The sequence below is a fragment of the Methylocapsa sp. D3K7 genome (assembly GCF_029855125.1).
In the GTDB taxonomy this organism is placed as follows: domain Bacteria; phylum Pseudomonadota; class Alphaproteobacteria; order Rhizobiales; family Beijerinckiaceae; genus Methylocapsa.
In genome coordinates this window covers 3567878-3587312 of record NZ_CP123229.1, presented here as the reverse complement: position 1 = coordinate 3587312, position 19435 = coordinate 3567878, and the positions used below count along the sequence as shown (strand labels likewise).

16 protein-coding genes are annotated in these 19435 nt (G+C 60.0%); 10 read left to right on the top strand and 6 right to left on the bottom strand.

The window, feature by feature from the left end; genetic code table 11:
* Nucleotide 1: 1 nt before the first annotated feature.
* From QEV83_RS16845 to QEV83_RS16830, 4 genes are all read left to right on the top strand, one after another.
* A complete protein-coding gene (locus QEV83_RS16845; RefSeq protein ID WP_280128826.1) occupies nucleotides 2-454 on the top strand; it encodes a YeeE/YedE family protein in 453 nt (150 codons plus the stop codon).
* A gap of 22 nt (nucleotides 455-476) precedes the next feature.
* Nucleotides 477-815 (top strand): cupin domain-containing protein, encoded by a 339-nt coding sequence (locus QEV83_RS16840; protein ID WP_280128825.1) that lies wholly within the window; start codon nucleotides 477-479, stop codon nucleotides 813-815.
* 56 nt (nucleotides 816-871) lie between these two features.
* A complete protein-coding gene (locus QEV83_RS16835; protein ID WP_280128824.1) occupies nucleotides 872-3454 on the top strand; it encodes an FtsX-like permease family protein in 2583 nt (860 codons plus the stop codon).
* 137 nt (nucleotides 3455-3591) lie between these two features.
* Entirely contained in the window at nucleotides 3592-4377 is a 786-nt protein-coding gene (locus QEV83_RS16830) for a Bax inhibitor-1/YccA family protein (protein ID WP_280128823.1), read from the top strand.
* 83 nt (nucleotides 4378-4460) lie between these two features.
* On the opposite strand, the gene QEV83_RS16825 is transcribed toward QEV83_RS16830, so the two are convergent.
* Nucleotides 4461-4616 (bottom strand): DUF1674 domain-containing protein, encoded by a 156-nt coding sequence (locus tag QEV83_RS16825; protein WP_280128822.1) that lies wholly within the window; start codon nucleotides 4614-4616, stop codon nucleotides 4461-4463.
* 266 nt (nucleotides 4617-4882) lie between these two features.
* Here QEV83_RS16825 and QEV83_RS16820 point away from each other — a divergent pair, with 266 nt between their 5' ends.
* The 5 genes from QEV83_RS16820 to QEV83_RS16800 all read left to right on the top strand — a co-directional run bounded on the left by QEV83_RS16820 (nucleotide 4883) and on the right by QEV83_RS16800 (nucleotide 11645).
* Nucleotides 4883-6226, top strand: coding sequence for a transcription antitermination factor NusB (locus QEV83_RS16820; protein ID WP_280128821.1), 1344 nt, complete (start codon nucleotides 4883-4885; stop codon nucleotides 6224-6226).
* 169 nt (nucleotides 6227-6395) lie between these two features.
* The gene (locus QEV83_RS16815; protein ID WP_280128820.1) at nucleotides 6396-8108 is read left to right on the top strand and encodes a heparinase II/III family protein; all 1713 of its coding nucleotides are present in this window, start codon (nucleotides 6396-6398) and stop codon (nucleotides 8106-8108) included.
* Nucleotides 8109-8170: 62 nt separating this feature from the next.
* Nucleotides 8171-8974 (top strand): bifunctional hydroxymethylpyrimidine kinase/phosphomethylpyrimidine kinase, encoded by an 804-nt coding sequence (gene thiD / locus QEV83_RS16810; RefSeq protein WP_280128819.1) that lies wholly within the window; start codon nucleotides 8171-8173, stop codon nucleotides 8972-8974.
* Between the two features lie 230 nt (nucleotides 8975-9204).
* Nucleotides 9205-11025: a translational GTPase TypA gene (gene typA / locus QEV83_RS16805; protein WP_280131115.1), complete on the top strand. Its 1821-nt coding sequence runs from the start codon at nucleotides 9205-9207 to the stop codon at nucleotides 11023-11025.
* Between the two features lie 155 nt (nucleotides 11026-11180).
* Entirely contained in the window at nucleotides 11181-11645 is a 465-nt protein-coding gene (locus tag QEV83_RS16800) for a cupin domain-containing protein (protein ID WP_280128818.1), read from the top strand.
* 38 nt (nucleotides 11646-11683) lie between these two features.
* On the opposite strand, the gene ubiB is transcribed toward QEV83_RS16800, so the two are convergent.
* The 5 genes from ubiB to QEV83_RS16775 form a co-directional block, all read right to left on the bottom strand.
* A complete protein-coding gene (gene ubiB / locus QEV83_RS16795; protein WP_280128817.1) occupies nucleotides 11684-13282 on the bottom strand; it encodes a 2-polyprenylphenol 6-hydroxylase in 1599 nt (532 codons plus the stop codon).
* A gap of 110 nt (nucleotides 13283-13392) precedes the next feature.
* Nucleotides 13393-14142, bottom strand: a complete 750-nt coding sequence (ubiE, locus tag QEV83_RS16790; protein WP_280128816.1) for a bifunctional demethylmenaquinone methyltransferase/2-methoxy-6-polyprenyl-1,4-benzoquinol methylase UbiE — start codon at nucleotides 14140-14142, stop codon at nucleotides 13393-13395.
* A gap of 135 nt (nucleotides 14143-14277) precedes the next feature.
* Nucleotides 14278-15468, bottom strand: a complete 1191-nt coding sequence (locus QEV83_RS16785; protein ID WP_280128815.1) for an MFS transporter — start codon at nucleotides 15466-15468, stop codon at nucleotides 14278-14280.
* Between the two features lie 209 nt (nucleotides 15469-15677).
* A complete protein-coding gene (locus tag QEV83_RS16780; RefSeq protein WP_280128814.1) occupies nucleotides 15678-17336 on the bottom strand; it encodes an arylsulfatase in 1659 nt (552 codons plus the stop codon).
* On the bottom strand, nucleotides 17333-18331 hold the full coding sequence (locus QEV83_RS16775; protein WP_280128813.1) for a formylglycine-generating enzyme family protein: 999 nt from the start codon (nucleotides 18329-18331) through the stop codon (nucleotides 17333-17335). The genes QEV83_RS16780 and QEV83_RS16775 overlap by 4 nt, the downstream gene beginning before the upstream one ends.
* Nucleotides 18332-18536: 205 nt before the next feature.
* On the opposite strand from QEV83_RS16775, the gene trpA reads away from it, so the two are divergent.
* Nucleotides 18537-19370 carry a tryptophan synthase subunit alpha gene (trpA, locus tag QEV83_RS16770; RefSeq protein ID WP_280128812.1) on the top strand — a complete coding sequence of 278 codons (834 nt, stop codon included), beginning with the start codon at nucleotides 18537-18539 and terminating at the stop codon, nucleotides 19368-19370.
* The last annotated feature ends 65 nt before the right edge of the window (nucleotides 19371-19435 follow it).

Genomic DNA, 19435 nt, shown 5'->3' with positions numbered 1-19435 from the left:
GATGCGAACAGTTTTGGCGCGAATCGCCGTGGCACTCACCACGGGTATGATTTTCGGCTTCGGCCTTTCCCTTTCGGGGATGCTCGATCCGGCCCGGGTGCGCGGCTTTCTCGACGTTGCCGGGAATTTCGACCCTAGTCTTGCATTTGTGCTCGCCGGAGCGGTAATGGTTTCGACCATAGGCACACTGATTTCGCGGCGTCTCCGCCGTCCGCTCCTCGACAGCAAATTTCATCTGCCGGTGAAACATGACATTGACGTGCCGCTGGTTGCCGGGGCGGCGATCTTCGGCGCTGGCTGGGGCATGAGCGGACTTTGCCCCGGACCCGCGATCGCCTCCCTTGCACTTGGGTTTTTGCCTACCTACGTGTTCGCGGGGACAATGCTTGCCGGAATTCTGCTTCATGACCATTGGCCGCAATGGCTTTGGCAGGTCGGGAGAAAAACATCTTGATGCATAAGGCCGCCGTCGTATCGTGCTAGCCTCATCCGGCAATTTGTTTGACGCTGAACAAGGCAATCCGGACGAGGAAGTTGTCACACTTATCCTCGAGATGCCTGATCTGAAAATCGAGCGGATCGTCTCCTTTGGGCAGCATAGTCCACTGGGGTTCTGGTACGATCAGTCTTGGAGCGAATGGGTGATGCTACTGGCCGGATCGGCGGGGCTTTGTTTTGAAGGCGAATCTGCGGTCAGGATCCTAAAGCCCGGCGACTATGTGTTGATTCCGGCACACCAAAAACACCGGATCGAATGGACCAGCCAAAGTCATCCAGCGATCTGGCTCGCCATCCACTTTCCCGCACCCGGATAAAGCTGATACCTGAAATGATCCCGTCTAAAAAGAATATCATATTAGGGACTGATCGAGTGATCCCCGTGGCGAAGGTCCGTGATAATTTTCCAAAGGGTTTGCGCTGGCCGCTGGCGTTCCGCTTCGCATTGCGCGATTTTCGCGGCGGCCTGCAGGGATTTGGAATTTTTCTCGGCTGCATTGCCCTTGGCGTTGCCGCGATCATCGGGGTTGGCTCGGTATCGCTGTCACTCAAGGACGGCCTTGCCCGGGAAGGACGTAACATCCTCGGGGGTGATGTTTCCTTTAATCTGGCCCAGCGCGAATTGTCGGTCCCCGAGCATGCGTTCTTATCCGGACAAGGACGCCTTTCGTCCGTGGCGCTTTTGCGCGCAATGGCGCGGCGCGATGATGGTGAGGCGGCGCTTGTCGAGGTTAAGGCGGCCGATCGCCCCTATCCTTTGGCGGGCAATGTTTTGCTCGATCCGGCGCTCCCGTTGGCCGATGCGTTGGCCGAGCATGATGGTGTCTTTGGGATCGCTGCCGACCCGGCGCTTTTTGGCCGCTTGAACCTTTCCCTTGGAAATCGCCTGACGATCGGCACCACTCATTTCGAAGTGCGCGCCAGACTCGTGACCGAACCTGACCGCCTCGCGGGAGGGATTGGTCTAGGGCCTCCCGTCTTGATGTCACAAGAGGCTTTGCGGGCGAGCGGTTTGATCCAGCCTGGCGCGCTCATCAGATGGCTGAACCGCGTGACGATTGAAGGCACGCCGGCGTCCGATGAACATGTGGCGGCCTCGATCAAAGAGGCGAAAGAGAAATTCCCTGAGGCCGGTTGGGAAATTCGTTCTCGAGACAACATATCCCCGCAGTTCTCCCGCAATCTCGACCGGTTCACCGAGTTTCTGACTCTGATGGGTCTCACCTCCCTGGTTGTCGGCGGCGTCGGAGTAGCCAACGCTGTTCGCGGATTTGTCGAACGCAAGCGGCAGACCATTGCAGCTTTGAAAGCCTTGGGAGCGACCGGCTCGACGGTCTTCACGTTGATGCTCACACAAACGATGCTGGTCGCCAGCGCCGGTGTTATATTGGGCGCGGCAGTGGGCGCGGGCATCCCATATGCGGCAGCCTTTGTGTTCGGCTCCATGATTCCTTTTCCGCTTGCGCCAGCGATTTATCCGGCCGCCGTCGGGAAAGGATTGCTGTACGGATTTCTGACCGCGCTCGCATTTTCGGCGGGGCCGCTCGGCCGCGCGCATGACCTGCCGGTGCAGGCACTGTCCCGCGCTGAAGTCGATCCTCAGGTGGCCAATTTGAGACCCCGATACATCATCTTGACACTGGCCGCCGCGTTCTGTCTCGCCCTGGCGGTTCTTGGATTTGCCACCGACACATGGCTTGCCTTCATCTACATGGGATCGACGCTTGCCGCTTTTGCCGCGCTCCGAGCTGTATCATTTTTGATCGTGGCGGGCGCGAAGAGAGCCCCGCGTGCGCAAGGCATTGCGCTGCGGCTCGCGATCGGCAACATTCACCGGCCTGGCGCTCTCACCACTTCGGTGGTTCTATCGCTTGGCCTGGGACTGGCGCTTCTTGTCGCCCTAACCCTCATAGACGGCAACATCAGGGCCGAACTCGATCAGTCTGTCCCGCGCAAATCACCAAGCTTTTTCTTTGTTGACGTTCAAAGCGCGAAGGCTGGAGAATTCGTCAATTTTTTGAAAAGCCGGGCGCCGGACGGCACCGTCGAACTCGTTCCAATGATGCGCGGGCGCATCGTGAAATTGAACGGCGCGCCGGCGAGTGCCGCGCGGCCGAAACAGAACGTCGCATGGGTGCTCGACGGCGACCGGGGAGTTACTTTCTCTCAGTCCGTCCCGGAAGGCTCCAGGGTTATCAATGGAAGCTGGTGGCCCAATGACTATACTGGGCCACCGTTGGTTTCCCTCGATGACGAGATTGCCGATGGGCTCGGGCTCACGACGGGCGACGAGGTGACGGTCAACGTTCTCGGACGCGACATCACCGCCAAGATCAGCAACACAAGGAAGATCAATTGGCACAACTACGGGATCAACTTCATCTTGGTATTCACGCCAAATAGCTTGGCTGGCGCGCCGTTCAGCGATCTTGCCACGCTGACATTCGCGGAGGGGTCCGATCCGGTGCGTGAAATGGCCCTGCTGCGGGAAACCGCGCAAAGTTTCCCATCTGTGACGAGCGTGCGCGTGAAAGACGCGCTTGACGCGGTGAATGCGGTGGCGGGCCAGCTTGCATTGGCGATTAGGGGAGCGGCGAGTATCACTTTTCTGGCGTCGATCCTCGTCCTCGGCGGCGCCCTCGCGGCGGGCCAGCATGCCCGCGTCCATGACGCCGCGGTGCTCAAGACGCTTGGGGCAACACGCGCGCGACTGCTAAAAGCCTATATTTATGAATACGCGCTCATCGGTCTATGCACGGCGGTGTTCGGGATGGCGGCCGGGGGCGTCGCGGCCTATGAGATTGTGCGCCGCGTGATGGAGCTTGATTTTGTCTGGCTCTGGCCTCAAGCGATAGCCGCCGCCGCGATCGCGGTCGCTGCCACGGTTATCCTCGGACTTCTAGGGACTTACCGGATTCTTGGCCGGAAGCCTGCATCCTATCTCCGGGATTTGTAATTAGAACACCTTAACGATTGTTCATCTTGTCAAACCCTTGTACGCGGCTCCCGCTTGCGCCATATTGGTGGCGACGCTGATCCGCAGCATGGGCAGCGGCCGGGGGCGGTTCAGCCTCCATAACATTAGGGGAAACCATGTCCGACTTCGACCGCAACGCTACTACCCGCTGGGGGCAGGGCGCAACCCGGGCCGGTCGCGCTGAAATCGATCAGGGCCTGCGCTCTTATATGCTTGGCGTCTACAACAATATGACGATCGGTCTTGCGCTGACCGGTTTGGTTGCACTTGGCGTCCACATGCTCGCCGTAACGACCGATCCTTCGCTCGCGGCTGGACAAGCACGCCATCTGATGCTGACCTCGTTTGGCGTTACGCTCTACACGACCCCTCTCAAATATGTGGTCATGCTGGCGCCACTTGCTTTCGTGTTCTTTTTCTCCTTCCGGATCAACCAAATCTCGGCGTCGACCGCGCGCAGCTTGTTTTACGCCTTCGCGGCGACAATGGGTTTGTCCTTATCGACGGTCCTACTCGTCTATACCGGGACATCGGTAGCCCGCGCATTCTTCGTGACAGCGGCGGCTTTCGGCGGCTTGAGCCTTTATGGCTACACCACCAAGCGGGACTTGGCGCCAATGGGGGCCTTCATGGTGATGGGCCTGATCGGTCTCGTGATCGCGATGCTGGTTAATCTCTTCTTGCAAAGCACCGGATTCCAATTCGCGCTGTCCATTCTGTCGGTTCTGATTTTCTCGGGTCTCACTGCATGGGACACGCAGGCGATCAAGGAAATGTACTATGCGAGCGACGATTATGAGGTCGCAACGAAGAAATCCGTAAACGGCGCCTTGATGCTGTATCTGGATTTCATCAACATCTTCCAGTCGCTCCTGTTCCTGACGGGCAGTCAGAACGACTGACATAAGGCGACTTTTAACTATTCCACCTATTGAAGGCTCCGCCTAAAGTGGGGCCTTTTTTTCGAGTTTGGTGTCTTCGCCTGTTAGAAATCGGTAGCGATACCTTTGACTTCCCAATCGCCGTAACGCACCGGCTCGGGACCATCGCGGCCATTCTCTTCTTTGGGCATGAGCGGCGCGGCTGCAGCCCGGCGGCGCTCCTCGGCCTCCGCAAGCGCGCGCCGCGCCGCTTCGCTCATTAGGGCGCGATTCCTCGCCTCCCCGCCCCTCTCCGCGATTGCACTTCCATCTTTTGGGGGTTGCATCCCTTTCTCCATTTGTCCCGGAAGTAATGGTGATTTGTCGTGCACCAGTTTCTGGGCAAAGTCCAAACGTTCGTGCTAGGAGGAGACCATGATCCGTGTTCCAAAGCCTTCACAGCGGAGACTCGCGTTTGACTGATTCTCCGTTCCCGCCGGCGGACAGGCGGCGTAGCCGCAGGGTTTCAAACGGCCGGCCAGGCCAAATGGTTTCCGCGCAGAATAAACAGGGTGAGGATTGCCCCGGTCTTGCCGCGCGTCTCGCCGCGGCCTCGATTCTGAACGATATCGTCGCGCGATATCACCCGCTCGATGAATGTTTTTCGGGAACCGCAATTCTCTCGCGGCTGGGCGGCTTAGAATCGCGCGACATCGCCCTGACGCGTTCGATCGTCACCGTCGCGTTGCGCCGGCTTGGGACAATCCGCGCCGCCTTGGCCACGCTGATGGAAAAAGGCCTGCCGCGCCAAGCCGCCCACCTCGAATGGACCTTGATCGCGGCGGCAGCCCAGATTCTCTTTCTCGACGTGGCGGATCATGCCTCCGTCGATCTTGCCGTCCGCGCGACCCGGCTCGAGGCGAAAAACGCGCCTTACGCAGCTCTCGTCAATGGCGTTTTGCGTAATCTCATAAGATCCCGCGAAAAAATACTTCACGACAGTGATCCGCTCGATCACGACACACCGGCTTGGCTCGCGGCACGCTGGCGCAAAACCTACGGCGATGAGACGGCGTATGCGATCGCGCGCGCGCATCGCGAGGAGCCGACCCTAGATCTTACGGTCCTGTCAGACCCGCTCACCTGGGCGGAGCGGCTCGGCGCGGTCATCTTGCCCACCGGATCGCTGAGGCTTTCCACCCATACTCCGGTGACCGAGCTCGCCGGTTTTGCGGATGGCCGATGGTTTGTCCAGGATGCGGCGGCGGCTCTTCCGGCTAAGCTTTTACAGGCGGGACCAGGTATGCGGGTCGCAGATTTTTGCGCCGCTCCCGGCGGCAAGGCGGCGCAACTCGCGGCGGCCGGCGCCGAGGTCACCGCGATCGATCGTTCGGCCGAGCGGTTGAAAAGGCTGGCCTCCAATTTCGCCCGCCTCAATTTGCATGCGGACGTCGTTGTCGCCGATATCGTGAGCCTGAAGGCACCACTTTTCGATGCAATTCTCGTTGACGCGCCATGTCTGTCGACAGGAACAATCCGGCGGCACCCGGATATCGCCTGGATCAAGAAACCCCGCGATATCGCGGCGCTGACAGCGCTTCAATCCCGGCTGCTTGACAAAGCCGTCACATTGGTAAAACCCGGCGGAATGATCGTTTATTGCACCTGTTCGATCGAACCGGAAGAAAACGAACAGCAAATTGCGGCGCTGTTACGCCGCGAGCCCGGTATCGTCCGTGTTCCGATCCTGCCGGACGAAGTTGGCGGCTTATCCGAGATCTTGAACGAAAACGGCGAATTGCGAACCTTACCCTCGCATCTCCAGGCGGATGAGCCGCGGCTTTCAGGTCTGGATGGTTTCTTCGCCGCCCGCCTGTTGCGCCGTGGTTAATAAACCCGATAGGAATTTCAAAGATAATTTACCTTTCGGCCATTAAAGGCGGGCTCCGGCGTTCGGGCGCCATGAAACACATCCCTGTTGGCCGCATCGGCGTTCGCCGCGTGTTGCCAAACAAAATGGAGGAGGCGAGTTCCTGGCCGGCGCGACATTTAAGGACCGGTTGCGCGTCGCGGGTCTTCTTGCCGCCGGCGCCGGATCGTTTGTGCGGCGCGGCCTCGGCGTGCCCCTATATGCACTGATGGGGCTGGGGCGGCGGCCGCCCGAGCGGCTGCTCATCGCCCCGCAAGATATACGAACCAGCGACCCCACCCTGGCAGCGGACATTTATGCCGGTTATTTTGCGTTCGGCGGCAAGATCGTCAATGCGCATGGCCGCTCGCCGTTCGAACTTGTGCCGGTCTCGCCGGCGTGGGCTCGGGCGCTCGCGGGATTTGGCTGGCTCCGTCATTTGCGCGCCGCCGATACGGCGGTGGCGCGTGCCAATGCCCGTGCCCTTGTCGATGATTTTTTGACCCTGGCGGGCAAGCCGAGCCGCATCCCCGCATGGGAGCCGGAGGTCGCGGCGCGGCGCATGCTCGCCTTTCTGTCGCAATCGCCCGTGATCCTTGAGGGCGCGGATCGCGCCTTCTATCGCCGTTTCATGAAGAACCTCGGCCGCATCCAGCTCTTTCTGGAGCGGAAACTCGCCGGAGGTCTCGACGGCGAATCGCGTCTTCTTGCTGCGATCGCGCTCGCCGAATTCGGGCTTTGTGCGGAAGGAACCCGCAATCTGACCCGCAAAGGCACAAAACTGCTCATTGAGGAGCTGAATCGCCAAATTCTTCCAGACGGCGGCCATATCGGCCGCAATCCTGAGGTTTTGCTCGACCTGCTTCCGGATCTGCTTCCCTTGCGGCAAGCCTATGCCGCTCGCGGGCTGCAGCCCCCGGCACAACTCCTCAACGCGATTGATCGCATGATGCCGATGCTGCGTTTGTTCCGGCACGGAGACGGCACCCTCGCCTTGTTTAACGGCATGGGCGTGACGCCGCCCGAATTGCTTGCAACGATTCTTGCCTATGACGATGTGCGGGCGCAGCCGCTCACCAGCGCGCGGCATTCAGGCTATCAGCGCCTCCAGGCGGAGGACGGCATTGCCTTGATTGACGCCGGGGCGCCGCCCCCGCAAATTTATTCCAACCGCGCCCATGCCGGGTGTTCATCTTTTGAGTTTTCTTCCGGCGCGCAACGTCTTGTCATCAATTGCGGCTCGCCGGATGCCAATCGCGCGGCGGCGCGCGAAGCGGCCCGGATGACAGCCGCGCATTCGACACTTGTGATCGACGATACCTCCTCCTGCCGGTTCGCGTCGCACACTGGATTGCAGAAATGGCTCGGCGATCAAATTGTCTCGGGTCCGGATAAGGTCAACGTCGAGCGGCACGACCAGCCATCGGGAACCATGATCGTCGTCGCTCACAATGGCTATGAGGCGCGGTTTGGTTTGATTCACGAGCGCCGGATTATGTTGAGCCAGGACGGCAAGTCACTCGGCGGCACTGATCGTTTGCACGCCGCCAAGGCAGGCGAGAAGACAAGTGAAAAGGCCGACGAACAGCATCCTTTCGCCATCCGCTTCCACATTCATCCGAACGTGCGCCTCAAGCGTGTCCGCGAAGGCCGCTCCGTGCTATGCATTTTGCCAAATGGAAAACGCTGGCTGTTCGAAAATTCGGCCGGGCAAGCCGATATCGAGGAAAGCGTATTTTTCGCAGCGCCGGATGGGCCGCGTGGTTGCGCCCAGATCGCTGTTCACGGCGAAACGAGCCCCGGCACGGTTGTCGAATGGAGTTTTCGCCATATCGAGCGGAAGGCTTCGCAAGGCGAGGGGTAAGCGGAGCCTTAGGGCGATGCCGCCAAATTTCCGAGTAAAAATCACAGCTTGTGTGCGGTCCTATGATTCCCAACCTCCTCTCGATTGCCGGATTTGATCCCAGCGGCGGCGCTGGTGTCGCCGCCGATCTCAAAACCTTTGCGGCGCTCGGCTGCAACGGCATGGCCGTCGTCACCGCCTTGACCGCGCAGAATACGCAAGGCGTCCGCGCCATGCATGTCCCCTCCGCGGATTTCGCCGCCGCGCAGATCGACGCGATTTTCGCGGATATCGATGTCGCCGCCGTCAAGATCGGGATGCTTGCCTGCGGCGCAATCGCCGAAGAGGTCGCCGACAGGCTCGCATTTCATAAGCCCCGTTTCATCGTGCTTGATCCGGTGCTGGCCGCGACGAGCGGTGATTCCTTGGCCACCTCCGATACCGCCACGGCGATCATGCGCTATCTTTTGCCGATCGTGACCCTCATTACGCCGAATCTTTCCGAAGCGGCGCGGCTGTCGGGCCAGGTCATCGCCCCGGATCTCGAGGGTATGCGCCGCGCCGCCAAGCTGTTTCACGCGCGCGGCGCGAAAGCGGTGCTGATCAAGGGGGGGCATGTGGGCGGAGCGACGTCCGATGACCTTTTGTCTGTCAACGGCTCCTATCGCCTGTTTTCCGCTCCCCGGGACGCAACCGCCAACACGCATGGCACCGGCTGCACGCTCGCCTCGGCGATCGCCGCCAATCTCGCCCACGGCCTTGAACTGGGCGACGCCATCGCCGCCGCGAAAGCCTATCTTTCCAAGGCATTAGCAGCAGCTGATCAGCTCTCCGCCGGTCATGGGCCAGGGCCTGTTCACCACTTCCACGAATTGTGGAAACGGTAAGTTTTGGAGGCTCAACCCGAACAAATCATCCCCGCGTGCCGGCAACCAGCGGGAATCGGCGGATGCCTGGTTCCCAAATCGCTTTGTTTCCTATATGGGATGCTGCAACCGCGAAGGTGCCGCCCTATATAAGGGCTCACTGGAATTCCTCACAAAAAAGCGTCGTCTGGGTGGTGTACGGTCCATGGACCGTCCGTCTGGACGCGGTAAATTTGAGTCAAGGTCTTAAGATGAAGCTCCGTAATATCGCGATTATCGCGCACGTCGACCACGGCAAAACGACGCTCGTCGACCGTCTGCTCCAGCAATCTGGTGCCTTCCGCGACAATCAGCGGGTCGCCGAGCGGGTCATGGATTCCAACGATCTCGAAAAAGAGCGCGGGATCACGATCATGGCGAAGGCGACATCGATCGCCTGGAAGGACGCGCGGATCAATATCGTCGATACCCCGGGCCATGCCGATTTCGGCGGCGAGGTGGAGCGCATCTTGTCGATGGTCGATGGCGCGATTGTTTTGGTGGATGCCTCCGAAGGCCCGATGCCGCAAACCAAGTTCGTCGTCGGGAAGGCGCTCAAAATCGGCCTCAGGCCCATCGTCGCGATCAACAAAGTCGATAAGCCGGATGCCCGCGTGACCGAGGTCGTGAACGAAGTGTTCGATCTGTTCGCGGCGCTCGATGCGACCGACGAACAGCTCGATTTTCCAATTCTCTATGGCTCCGCAAAACAAGGCTGGATGTCGGAGAGCCCAGATGGCCCGCAAGAGGGCATGGCGCCGCTGTTCGATCTTGTCTTGAAGCACGTCCCGGCGCCCGCCACGGCGGAGGGCGGGTTTCGCATGCTCGGCACCTTGCTCGAAGCCAATCCCTATCTCGGCCGTCTTGTCACCGGACGTATTTTCGCGGGCTCAATGAAGCCCAACCAGAGCGTCAAGGTGCTGGACCGCAAGGGCAATGTGGTCGAACAGGGACGGATTTCCAAAATCCTCGCCTTCCGGGGTATTGAGCGCACGCCAATCGAGGAGGCGGAAGCCGGCGATATCGTCGCCATCGCGGGGCTTGAAAAATTCAACGTCGCCGATACGCTGTGCGCGCCGGATGTTGTGGAGCCTTTGCAGGCGCAGCCGATCGATCCACCGACGTTGTCGATGACGTTCCTTGTCAATGATTCGCCGCTCGCCGGAACCGAAGGCGACAAGGTGACGAGCCGTGTCATCCGCGCCCGTCTTTACAAAGAGGCGGAGGGCAATGTCGCCTTGAAAGTCGAGGATACGCCCGGTGCAGACGCTTACGTTGTCTCGGGGCGCGGCGAATTGCAGCTTGCGATCCTGATCGAGACCATGCGCCGCGAGGGGTTCGAACTCGGGGTGTCGCGGCCGAAAGTGGTCTTTCAAAAAGACCCGGACACGAATCAACTTCTCGAACCGATCGAGGAAGTGGTCATCGACGTCGATGAGGAACATTCCGGTGTCGTCGTTCAGAAAATGGCCGAGCGAAAGGCCGAGATGATCGAGATGCGGCCATCGGGCGGCAATCGTCTGCGCCTCGTGTTTCACGCGCCGACGCGCGGGCTCATCGGCTATCAGGGCGAGCTTTTGACCGACACGCGCGGCACCGCGATCATGAACCGTCTGTTTCACGCTTATGCGCCATGGAAGGGCGACATTGCAGGACGGCGCAATGGCGTTTTGATCGCAAATGAAAGCGGTGAATCGGTCGCTTATGCAATGTGGAAACTCGAAGACCGCGGCCCGATGATGATCGAGCCGGGCTGTAAGGTCTATCGCGGCATGATCGTCGGCGAACACACGCGCGAAAACGACCTCGAAATCAATGTCCTGAAAGGCAAGCAGCTCACCAATATCCGTGCCGCCGGCAAGGACGAAGCTGTCCGCCTGACGCCGCCGATCAAGATGACATTGGAAAAGGCACTCGCCTATATCGAGGACGACGAACTGGTCGAAGTCACGCCGAAATCGATCCGGCTGCGCAAGGCGCTGCTCGATCCCAATGAACGGAAGCGCGCTTTCCGGGCCAAGGAAAGCGCCTGACGGATTGCCACGTTCCACCCAATAACAGCTTGTCCCGATTCTCTTTTGCTGCAATCCTTCACGCCTCGTGTGGGAGATGGATCGCGCGCTTCTATTGCGGGTTCTAAAACAAGAATGCGAGAGCCGTCTCCAGGGAGAACCAAGGAGATTGTGCAATGAGAACAAATGCGTGGAAGGTCTGTACCGCATCCGGGCTCTTAGGCGCCATCTTGGCATTCGGAGCTTATTCGGCCGCAGCGGACAATGCGGGCATTGTGAAGCTCCCGCAGGAGATCACCTTCAAGGCCACGGCGGCGGGCGTTGAAACCGCCGTCCTCTATGGCGACCCGGCAAAGCCTGGTCTTTACGTCATACGCCTAAAACTTCCAGCCGGGGTCAAAGTTGTGCCTCACACGCATCCAGAAGAGGTGCGTACGCTGACTGTGTTGTCGGGCACGCTCTATTTCGGGTTTGGCGACCATTATGACGAAAGCAAACTCACCCCCTACCCAGCCGGAACTTTTTTTTCCGAGCTTCCGAATGTTCCCCATTTCGTCGCAGCCAAGGATAGCGAGGTCATTTTTCAGGCGACCGGCATCGGCCCCAGCGCGTTGATTCCGGCGCATCCTTCAACGGAATGACGTTCTTGCGGACGGAATGGCCGGGATCGGCGGCGCAATCACCGCAACAGCATTAACAGACCGATCGCGGCAATAAGCCAGAGGGCGATGTGGCCAAGCCGCGCGCCGCGCGCTTCTGCCTCGCCGATTTTTTGGATGACGGAATCGGATAATTCGAAGCCGTTTTCGGCCATGCCTTCGATCTGGTTGATGATATTCTCGCCGCGTACAAGCACCGCAGGCAAATTGCTCGCAAAGCGCCCCAGTGTCATCGCCGCGCGGCTCGCATCCTGCAACTTCCCAGCGGGGCCAAGATTCTGCTCGATCCAAGCACCGACAACGGGCTCGGATGTTGACCATACATTGAGTTTGGGATCGAGCGTGCGCGCCACGCCTTCGACCACCACCATCGTTTTTTGCAGAAGCACAAGTTCGATCCGGGTCTTCATGTCGAAAAGGCCGGTGATCTCAAAAAGCAGGGTCAAGAGTTTGGCCATGGAAATCTGATCGGCAGTGCGCGCATGGATCGGCTCGCCAATCGCTCTTATGGCCTGGGCGAAATCCTCGACCTTGTGCACGCGCGGGACATAGCCCGCTTCGAAATGCACCTCCGCGACGCGCCGGTAATCGCGCTTGATGAAGCCATAGAGGATTTCGGCGAGAAAGCGCCGCTCCTTAAAGCCGAGACGGCCCATGATGCCAAAATCAACCGCGGTCAGGCGCCCCTCCGTGTCAACAAACAGATTTCCCTGATGCATGTCAGCATGGAACAACCCATCCCGCATCGCGGTGCGCAGGAAGGATTGAACCACGTTGCGGCCAAGGTCCTGGAGATCGTAGCCCTTGGCCGCGAGTGCCTTGACATCGGACAAAGGTGTCCCATCGATCCATTCGAGCGTCAGCACCTCTTTGGCGGTCCGGTCCCAATCGATGTGAGGAATCCGCAAATCGGAATCCTTGGAGACATTCTCGGCAAACTCCGAGGCCGCGGCGGCTTCGAGCCGGAAATCCATCTCCATCTTGACGGTGCGGGCGAGCGTATCCACAACCCCGCCGAGTTTTAGACGGCGCGCATCGTCGATCCAACGCTCGGCCAGGCGAGCCGCGAAATACATATCACCGAGGTCGCGCCGGAAAAGCCGTTCGACCCCGGGACGCAGCACCTTCACTGCGACGTCGCGTTCGCCTTCCGCGTAGTTGACGCGGGCGCGATGGACTTGGGCGATGGAGGCGGCGGCAACCGGCTCTCCAAAGCTCACAAAAATGCGGCCAATCGGTTCGCCAAAGGCCGCCTCAATCGTGGCGATCGCGACGGCGCGCGGAAACGGCTCCATCCGGTCTTGCAACCGCTCGAGCTGTTTGACCACGGCAGCGCCAACGACATCCGGGCGCGTTGCAAGGAACTGCCCGAGCTTCACATAGGACGGCCCGAGCCGGCTGATCGCGCCCGGAAGATTGGCAAGACCGCTCGCTGTTTTGCCGGCGCCCTTGGCACCGCCTGTTCCCGATCCGCGCCTCGCGAGAAGTTTCGCCAAGCCCAGCGGCAGCCGCGCGGCTGGGGGAAGGATTGAAGGATCGACATCGCTGAACACGCCGGCCCGCGCCAGCACAAAACCCGCGCGCCCAAGGCGCAGTATGGAACCGAAGGAGAAACGCAAAATCGCCGCCGCCTATTTTGTGCGCCGGTCCGGAAAAGCCGAACCCTCACGCGTGCTCTGTGGCTGGAAGATCGTGGGCGGGCCGCCAGCTTCGTTTTGGTGGCTCATGCCTAAAGCTTCCAGCCCGAATGAATGGCGACGATACCGCCCGACAGCCGCGTAAACGAGGCCCGCTCAAACCCAGCACGAGCAATTTTTTCACGAAAACTCTCAGCGTCCGGAAACCGCGCGATCGATTCGACGAGATAGCGATAGGGCTCCGCATCGCCTGCGACGAGACGGCCAATCAGCGGAATGCAGTGAAACGAATAGGCTTCGTAAAGATGGTCGAGCCCGGGCACATTCACATGCGAAAATTCAAGACAGAGAAATTTGCCGCCCCGCCGCAACACCCGGTGCGCTTCAGCGAGCGCGATCTCGATGCGCGGCACGTTGCGGATGCCGAAGGCGATCGTATAGCAGTCGAAACTATTTTCGGGGAATGGCAAGTCCTCGGCGTTGGCCTCGACAAACTCGAGTGTCCCGTCAAAATGCCGCTTGGCCGCGCGCCGCCGGCCCTCCTCAAGCATCCCGGCGTTGATGTCGAGCACCACGACTTCGGTCGAAGCGGAGCCTGCTTCCGCCACCCGGAAGGCAATGTCGCCAGTTCCGCCGGCCACATCAAGGTGCCGGAACTTCGCTCTTTTGGACGGCTTGATCCGGGCCGTGAAAATATCCTTCCAGACCCGATGGAGACCGGCGGACATCAGATCGTTCATGATGTCGTAGCGGGAAGCGACCTTGTGAAAGACCTCATCCACACGCGCCTGCTTGTCGCGCAATGGCACGCGGGAAAAACCAAAATGCGTCTCTTCTGCCATGTCAATGATGCTCGCGCGGGGCCGCGGATGGGGGCATGATTAGCGGTATTATGGGTTGCGGACCATAGCGCGGGATGCCCGCCATGGCTATGGAGGACGCTTGCGCAATTGGCCGCGCGTCCTGGAAAAATTTTTTCACATAGCGAGACGGCCTTGCCCACGCCCGAGAACGAGACCGAGATAGAGCACGATCATTGCTGCGATCGAGAAGAAAAGGCCGTTCGAAGAGATGAGATCCATGCCAAGGCCAGCGATGGGCGGGCCGCCGAGCATGCCAACCGAATAGAGCATGACAAAGGCCGCATTGGCGCTCGCCAAATCCAACCCGCTAAAGCGTGAACCAAGATGCGCGAGCCCTACGGCGTAAAGACTGCCGACGATGCCGCCCCACAGGACGAGCAAGACGCAAAACAGCGGAAAATGCGACGGCCCGGCAAGAGCCAGGGCGATGGCCCCGCAAAGCCCAAGAACCGCGAGCGATAACAATAATTTGCGTCTATCCATCTGGTCCGAGGCGATGCCGACAGGGAATTGAAAGATAACATTGCCCAGCGCGAACAGGGTCACGAACAAGGCTCCGGTTTCGGGACTGAGACCGAAGCGAAGGGCATAAACAGGAAGAAGCCCGAGACTCGCCGTTTCGATCGCCCCATATAATAGTCCGGCAAGGGTCGCCACCGGCACAGCCGTGAGAAAGCCAAGCACCGGGACCGGCGGACCGCTCTTGATCTCGGGCACCTTGCCGCTCCAAAGGATGATCGGCAACGCCGCGAGCGCGAAGAGAGCCGTGGCCACGAGGAAAGGCGCCGCGCCCGCGGTGCCGACAAAGCCCAAAATCCCTGGGCCGACGGCAAAGCCGCCTGCGAGGCTGGTCATATAAAACCCCAAGACGAAGCCGCGATGCCGGGGGGGAGCAATGGCATTGATCCAATATTCGCTGGTAACGAAGAGGACGCTGAGGGCGCCGCCGAGCACCGCGCGAATGGCAAGCCAAGCCCAATAATCATTGGTCAAGGCAAAGCTGAGGAGGCTGACGCCGCTCGTGAGAAGCGCCAGGAAAAGCACATGCTTAACGTTGAACCGGCGAGTGAGCGCCGGAACAAAGGCCGCACCCGCAAGGATGGCAAACCCGCCAGCGGTGGGGTTCAAACCGATCGCCCGTGCGCTAAACCCCTGCTCGCCAAGCCGCAAAGCGAGGAGTGTCATGGTCAGCGAAAGGCCGACGCCCACGATCGTCACAGTGGCGATCGCCGAGACGAGGGCCGGAATGACATCGCTGCTAGCAATGGATAATTCAGCCTGGTTCTCTTGAGAATTGACCGTCAATTGCGCTCTAAACCTCGGGACTGCAACGTTCTTCGTGGCACGCGGATTTATCGCGCTTCGTTTCGTGGGTGCCATGGCGGAATGGGTGTTTGCGCGAGATTGCTGAGTTTCGCAACCCTCGTCCGCGCTTTTCCTGAACGCTAAGTGGAGTTCGCATCGGCGTACCCGGCCGGGATCCCCGGCCGGCTTCGCATTTGAAGTGAAATAGCTCAGTCGCCGGATGTCTGCCGCAGTTTCTCCAGCGCTTGGTCAATGGTAAAGCTCGCCGCCTTCTGGCGTGGCGGGAATTCCTTAAAGGTCGCCAAGAATTCTGCCACATAGGATTGCGCGGGGACAAGCAAGAACGCGTGATCCAGCATCCAATCATAATAGGTATTGGAGGTGATGTCCGCCCGCTCATACGGGTCCGACCGTAGGTTGAAGATTTTTGGAACGCGCAGAGGCGTGAACGGCTCCGACCAAACCGCCAGCGTGCCCGGCGCGCGCTGCTCCAAGAAGACAAATTTCCAATTGTCATAACGCAGGCCCGTGAGGCCGCCGTCGTCGGAAAAGTAGAAGAATTCGGTGCGCGGGCCTTTGCTTTCCTGGCCGGTCAGATAGGGCAGAAAATTATAGCCGTCCAAATGGACTTTATACGTCTTGTTGCCGGCCGTGTAGCCCGTCAGCAAACGCTCCTTAATATCCGGCATGCCCGCCGCCGCAACCAATGTCGGCAGCCAGTCCATATGTGACATCGGCTCATTAAAGACCGTGCCAGGCTTGATCTTGCCCGGCCACCGCACCAGCGCCGGCACCCGGTAGGCGCCTTCCCAATTGGAGTTCTTTTCGGACCGGAAAGGCGTCATCCCGGCATCCGGCCAGGAGTTCATGTGGGGGCCGTTGTCTGTCCCATACATCACGATGGTGTCATCCGCGATGCCTAGCTCATCGAGTTTTTGCAGCACGGTCCCGACGTTTTTGTCGTGATCGATCATCACGTCGTGATAGGGGCTTTGCCAACGGCCGGCTTGGCCAACACTCTCGGGCTTGGGATGCGTCCGGAAGTGCATGTGGGTGAAGTTCACCCAGAGAAAGAACGGTTTTCCGGCGGCGTTCTGACGCGCGATGAAATCGGCGGAGCGCGCGGCGATGTCGTCGTCGATGGTCTCCATGCGCTTTTTCGTGAGCGGGCCGGTATCTTCGATCCGCTGGGTGCCGTCAGGATTGGCAAAACTGTGGAGCACGCCGCGCGGCCCAAATCGCTTGGCGAAATTCGGAAAGTCAGCGGGCTTCGGATAATCCGGCAGCTCCGGCTCCTCCTCGGCATTCAGATGGTACAGATTGCCATAGAACTCGTCGAAGCCATGGGCTGTCGGCAGAAACTCGTCCTTGTCGCCTAGATGGTTCTTGCCAAATTGGCCGGTGGCGTAGCCGAGCGGCTTCAACAACTCGGCAATGGTTGGATCGTCCTTGGAAAGACCGAGATCGGCGCCCGGCAAGCCGACCTTGCTGAGCCCGGTGCGGAACACGCTTTGGCCGGTGATGAAGGCCGAACGGCCCGCGGTGCAGCTCTGCTCGCCATAGTAATCGGTGAACAGCGCACCCTCTTGACCAATCCGGTCGATGTTCGGCGTATGATAGCCCATCAAGCCGCGCGAATAGATGCTGAGATTGGTCTGGCCAATGTCATCCCCCCAAATGAAGACGATGTTCGGCTTGCGCGCTGCGGCGTTTGGCTCCTTGGCGACCGGCTGCGATTGCGGCTGCGCCTGTGGACGTTTCTTCGCCTGACCAAATGCGTCATCGACCATTCCGGCCACGGCGAGCGTCGAGACGCTTCCCATAAGCACAGTGCGGCGGCTCAGTACGCGATCCCCGTTCTTACTCATGTATTCTCCTGCATTTGTTTTGATTCACGAATGATGCACCGGAAGCCGATATGGCTCATGGCGCTATCCACCATTTGCGGCTGCCGGGCTGCTGGCCGGTAGCGCCGGCAGTAGCTTGGCGCACAGAGAAATGACCCGCCCTTGACCACTTTGCGCGGGATGCGGCATTTCGGCATCGCTGGGTCGTAACTTGCCTCTGGCGGCCGGCCACGCGGATTCTCGGGAACGCAACAGGACTTCACAGTATCTTGCTGAGCGGAAGCGAGGTACCAGTCCGTCGTCCACTCCCAAACATTGCCGACCATGTCGAAGAGGCCAAAGCCGTTCGCCGGATAGGAACCGACCGGCGCCGTGCCAGCGAACCCGTCCCCCAGGCGAGGATCGTTGGCGAGGTTGCGCCAGGGAAATGGTCCTTGCCACGTATTTGCCATGTGGCGCCCGTTTGGCGTGAATTCGTCGCCCCACACGAACTCCTTCCCCTCTAAACCGCCCCGCGCCGCGCGCTCCCATTCCGCTTCGGTGGGCAGCGATTTGCCAGCCCACGCCGCATAGGCTTCGGCGTCCTCAAACGCCACATGAACCACGGGATGGGCCTCAAGCCCTGTAATCGAACTGCCCTCCCCTTCTGGCTGGTGCCAACAGGCGCCGGGAACATACCGCCACCAATTCCTGTAATCGCGCGTATCGACGGGACCGCTCGTCATGTGAAAGACGAGCGCGCCCGGCACGAGCATGCCGGGGATCGCATCTGGATAAAGGGCGGGATCAAGAGGACGTTCGGCGATCGTTTTGTAGCCCGTCGCCCCGACAAATCGCGCGAACTGAGCATTGGTCACGGTGCAGTTGTCCATCCAGAACCCGCCGACGCGGACCAACCGGGCCGGACGCTCCTCCGGATAATGCGAATCCGACCCCATGTGGAACACGCCGCCAGCGATCCAGGACATGCCCCCCGGAATCGACAAGGCAGCTGCTGCATCTTCCGTCTGTTGCATGGGCTTCTGGGCGTCTTGGGAAGGCTAAACGCGACGAGTTGTCGGTCATACAGCAATCTATCGGAAGGTCCAACGCCCTGCATCAAAGCTAAATCTTGACCTTGAGCGGCGCGGAATAGTGCCTTCCGCAGCGAAAGCCACCATGCTAGAGCGATGGCCCGCGCGGCCGGCCTTGGCCTTTTTGCCTTCCAACTCGAAACGACTTATGGCAACACGAATCGATCGCCGTTTTGAAGATCTGGCGCGGCAAAACCGCGCCGCCCTCGTGACCTTTGTAATGGCCGGCGACCCTGACCTTTCTACTTGCCTTGACATCCTCAAGGCGCTTCCAAAGGCGGGCGCCGATGTGATCGAACTCGGCATGCCTTTCACCGATCCGATGGCGGACGGCCCGGCAATCCAGGCGGCGGGGCTGCGCGCGCTCGCGGCGGGGACGACGCTCGCCAAAACGCTGGCACTCGCCGCGGCTTTCCGTGAAGCCGATTCGACGACCCCGCTCGTTCTCATGGGCTATTACAACCCGATCTATGTGTATGGCGTCGAAGCTTTCCTGCGAGACGCCAAGGCCGCGGGCGTCGATGGCTTGATCATCGTCGATCTGCCGCCCGAAGAAGATATAGAGCTATGCCTTCCAGCACTTGCGGCGGGTTTCAATTTCATCCGCCTAGCGACGCCAACAACCGACGACGCACGGCTGCCAGCGGTTCTCGCCCATACATCGGGCTTTGTGTATTATGTCTCGATCACCGGCATCACCGGAGCCGCCGCCCCGGATAACGCCAAGGTCGCGGCGGCGGTCCGCCGTATCAAAGCGCATACAGCTTTGCCGGTCGCGGTTGGTTTTGGCGTGAAAAATGCCGCGAGCGCCGCGGCGATCGCCGCGCACGCCGACGGGGTGGTCGTAGGTTCGGCGATTGTCGAAGCTTTGCGCGCCTCGCTCGATAGGGATGGCAAGGCCACCGGGAAAAGCGTAGAAGCGGTGGCTGATCTTGTTGCCGAAATCGCCAAGGGCATGAGGCCATCAGCCTCTTTGGGCTGAGGTCTTTGCACCGAATTCACCAAACAGACGTCATGGTAATCTGGATAGCCAAAACTGGATAGACG

What these genes read in the sequence shown, in the direction of transcription:
- QEV83_RS16845 (WP_280128826.1), top strand. Translation starts at nt 2, where the DNA reads ATGCGAACAGTTTTGGCGCGAATCGCCGTGGCACTCACCACGGGTATG.
- QEV83_RS16830 (WP_280128823.1), top strand. Translation starts at nt 3,592, where the DNA reads ATGTCCGACTTCGACCGCAACGCTACTACCCGCTGGGGGCAGGGCGCA.
- QEV83_RS16825 (WP_280128822.1), bottom strand. Translation starts at nt 4,616, where the DNA reads ATGAGCGAAGCGGCGCGGCGCGCGCTTGCGGAGGCCGAGGAGCGCCGC.
- QEV83_RS16820 (WP_280128821.1), top strand. Translation starts at nt 4,883, where the DNA reads ATGGTTTCCGCGCAGAATAAACAGGGTGAGGATTGCCCCGGTCTTGCC.
- thiD (WP_280128819.1), top strand. Translation starts at nt 8,171, where the DNA reads ATGATTCCCAACCTCCTCTCGATTGCCGGATTTGATCCCAGCGGCGGC.
- typA (WP_280131115.1), top strand. Translation starts at nt 9,205, where the DNA reads ATGAAGCTCCGTAATATCGCGATTATCGCGCACGTCGACCACGGCAAA.
- QEV83_RS16800 (WP_280128818.1), top strand. Translation starts at nt 11,181, where the DNA reads ATGAGAACAAATGCGTGGAAGGTCTGTACCGCATCCGGGCTCTTAGGC.
- ubiE (WP_280128816.1), bottom strand. Translation starts at nt 14,142, where the DNA reads ATGGCAGAAGAGACGCATTTTGGTTTTTCCCGCGTGCCATTGCGCGAC.
- QEV83_RS16780 (WP_280128814.1), bottom strand. Translation starts at nt 17,336, where the DNA reads ATGAGTAAGAACGGGGATCGCGTACTGAGCCGCCGCACTGTGCTTATG.
- QEV83_RS16775 (WP_280128813.1), bottom strand. Translation starts at nt 18,331, where the DNA reads ATGCAACAGACGGAAGATGCAGCAGCTGCCTTGTCGATTCCGGGGGGC.
- trpA (WP_280128812.1), top strand. Translation starts at nt 18,537, where the DNA reads ATGGCAACACGAATCGATCGCCGTTTTGAAGATCTGGCGCGGCAAAAC.